We start from the raw sequence: 2715 nt of genomic DNA, 5'->3' as shown, positions 1-2715 counted from the left end.
GGCGCCGCAGGTCGGGCTCGGCCAGGCCGGTCAGCGCCACCAGGCCCTTGATCTCCAGTTCGCACTGCGCCTGCTGCTGGGTGCTGCGCGCCGCGCCTTCGGCGGCGCTGGCGCGGGCCTGCGCCGCCACTGCCGGCGCGGTGAAGCCGGCGTCGGCGCTCAGGCCGGTCAGGCGCGCGGTCTCGGACCGCGAGCCTGCGTCGTTGCGCGCCACCGCCAGCTGGCGCTCGCAGGTGCGCAGGTTCAGGTAGCTGTTGGCCGTCTCGGCCGCCACCGCCACGCGGGCGTCGTGCCAGCCGGCCTCGGCGCCTTCCAGCCGCGCCTGCGCCGCGTCGGCGCCGGCGCGGTTGCCGCCGAACAGGTCGATTTCCCAGGCCGACTGCAGCCCGCTCTGCACGATGGTGCTGGTCACGGCCACGCCTTGCTGGCTGTTGCCGCGGCTGGCGGAGGCGCTGCCGTCCAGCGTGGGCAGCAGCGCCGCGTCGGCGCCGGTGCGGGCGGCGCGGGCCTGGACCATGCGCGCGCCGGCACTGGCAACGGTGGGGCTGACCGTCTGGGCGGCTTCCACCAGGTCGACCAGCACCGGGTCGTTGAACTGCTGCCACCACTGGCGCAGGTCGGCCAGCGTGCCCCCGTGCGGCAGCGGCGCATGCCACTGCGGCGGCGCGGCGGCGGCAGCGGAATCAGGCGGACGGGACACGGCGCAACCGGCCAGCCAGAGCAGGCTGGCCGCCCCCGCGAGGAGGCGTATCAGCTTCATTGGATCCTTCCCGGGTCGATGGGGCGCATCGCGGGTGCGGGCCTGGGTCTGGGTGGGGCCTGGCCGCGGCGCGAAAACGCGCAAGCCTACCATCAGGCGTGGCTGGCGCCAGCGGCAGCACCGGGCTGCCCGCAGACCGCATGCCGCGGCGCGGCGCCGGCGCCGGTGCCGTCCCGGTCCGGGGATCGGCCGGATCAGCCGAACACGTGCTGCCAGAGCGCCAGGATGGCGGCGCGCTCGGCGGGCAGCTTGTCGTGCCGCAGCTGCGTCGTCTCTTCGTTCAGCCGGGCGCAGTGCTGCAGCCGCCGCAGTTCGCGGTAGGCCGCCGCCGCCGCCTGGCCCACGCCCCCGGGCAGCAGCCCGGCGGACTCGGCCCGCTGCAGCAGCGCGATATTGCCCACGTTGGGCACCAGCTCGGGATGGTTGGCGGACTGCGACAGCACCAGGAACTGCACCGCGAACTCGGCGTCGACCATGCCGCCGGGGCTGTGCTTGAGGTCGAACAGGCCGGCCTTGACCGGGTGCGCGGCGCGCACCTTCTCGCGCATCGCCTCGATCTCCAGCTCCAGCGCAGCGATGTCGCGCGGCGCGGTGATCACGGCCTCGCGCACCGCCTCGAAGCGTGGCCGCAGCGGCTCGATGCCCAGCACGAAGCGGGCCCGCGTCATGGCCTGGTGTTCCCAGGTCCAGGCGGTGTTGCTGCCGCGGCCCTGCTGGTAGTTCTCGTAGGCCTGGAAGGTCGTGATCAGCAGGCCGGAGCTGCCGTTGGGCCGCAGCGCCGTGTCGATCTCGAACAGGTCGCCCTCCGGCGTCTTGGTCGAGAGCCAGTTGACCAGCTTGCGCACGAAGGCGGCGTAGGCTTCCGGGGCGCGCTCGTCGTCGTCCTCGTAGACGAACACGATGTCCAGGTCGCTGCCGTAGCCCAGCTCCTTGCCGCCCAGCTTGCCATAGCCGAGGATGGCGAACAGCGGCGTCTCGCGGTGCCGCTGCTTGACCCGCTGCCAGCACCAGCCGGCCGTCACGCGCAGCGTGGTGTCGGCCAGCGCGCTCAGTTCGTCGGCCACCTGTTCGACGGTGAGCACGCCCTCGACGTCACGCGCCAGGGTGCGGAACAGCTCGGCGTGGTGGGCCCGGCGCAGCAGGTTGAGCAGCGTCTCCTCGTCGTCCTCGCCGGTGATGTGCAGCGACTCACGCCGGTGTTCCAGCTCGCGCTCGAAGTCTTCGGCGCAAAAGCGCTCGGCCAGCATGCTGTCGCTGGCCAGCTCGTCGATCACGCCCGGGTGCTGGATCAGGTAGCGCGCCGGCCAGCGCGCCGCGCCCAGGATGCGCAGCAACCGCTCGTGCACGCCGGGCCGCTCCACCAGCAACGCCAGGTAGCTCTCGCGCCGCAGCAGCGGTTCGATCCAGTCGGCCATGCGCAGCGCGGCTTCCTCGCTCACGCGCTTTTGCTCCAGCCACTGGGCGGTGCGGCCCACCAGCTTGACCAGCCGTGCGCGGGCGTCGTCGCGCAGCGCGATGACGCGCGGATGCGTGCGCCACTGGTCCACCCGTTGGCGCAATTGCGTCGGCAGCTGTTCGAGCAGGGTCTCCAGATCCTGCGGCGCGGCGCGGGGCGACTTGGGCCCGTTGCAACCCTTGCACTCGATGGTGCCGCCGCCCAGCAGCTTGTCGAACTCCTCGGCCACCAGTTCGCGGTGGCTGTCCAGTTCGTGCAGGAACGGGCAGCAGTCGGAGTAGCCCATGGTGCGGGCGATCCAGGTCAAATCGCCGTCGTCGTCGTCGCGCGTGCCCATCGGCAGCACATGGGTCTGCTGGTCGTCCAGGTACTGGATGCGGTGCTCCACGCGGCGCAGGAAGACATACGCAGCGTCCAGCGCCCGCGCGGTTCCCTCCGACATCAGGCCGGCGGCGGCGAGCCGCTCCAGCGCCTGCAGCGTGGGGCGCGTGCGCAGTTC

General features: G+C 72.8%; 2 protein-coding genes. Both read right to left on the bottom strand.

Translation table 11 applies throughout. The features are described from left to right. A partial coding sequence (locus tag JWP65_RS04805) for a TolC family protein (protein ID WP_299760861.1) occupies window positions 1–760 on the bottom strand: 760 nt, incomplete at its 3' end. Between the two features lie 194 nt (window positions 761–954). Next, on the bottom strand, window positions 955–2715 hold a 1761-nt coding region (glnE, locus tag JWP65_RS04800; RefSeq protein ID WP_299760859.1), incomplete at its 5' end, for a bifunctional [glutamate--ammonia ligase]-adenylyl-L-tyrosine phosphorylase/[glutamate--ammonia-ligase] adenylyltransferase.

It is taken from the genome of Ramlibacter sp. (assembly GCF_028292805.1).
Lineage (GTDB): Bacteria > Pseudomonadota > Gammaproteobacteria > Burkholderiales > Burkholderiaceae_C > Ramlibacter.
Note: the sequence above shows the minus strand (reverse complement) of the source record. Positions and strands in the feature narration are given on the sequence as shown.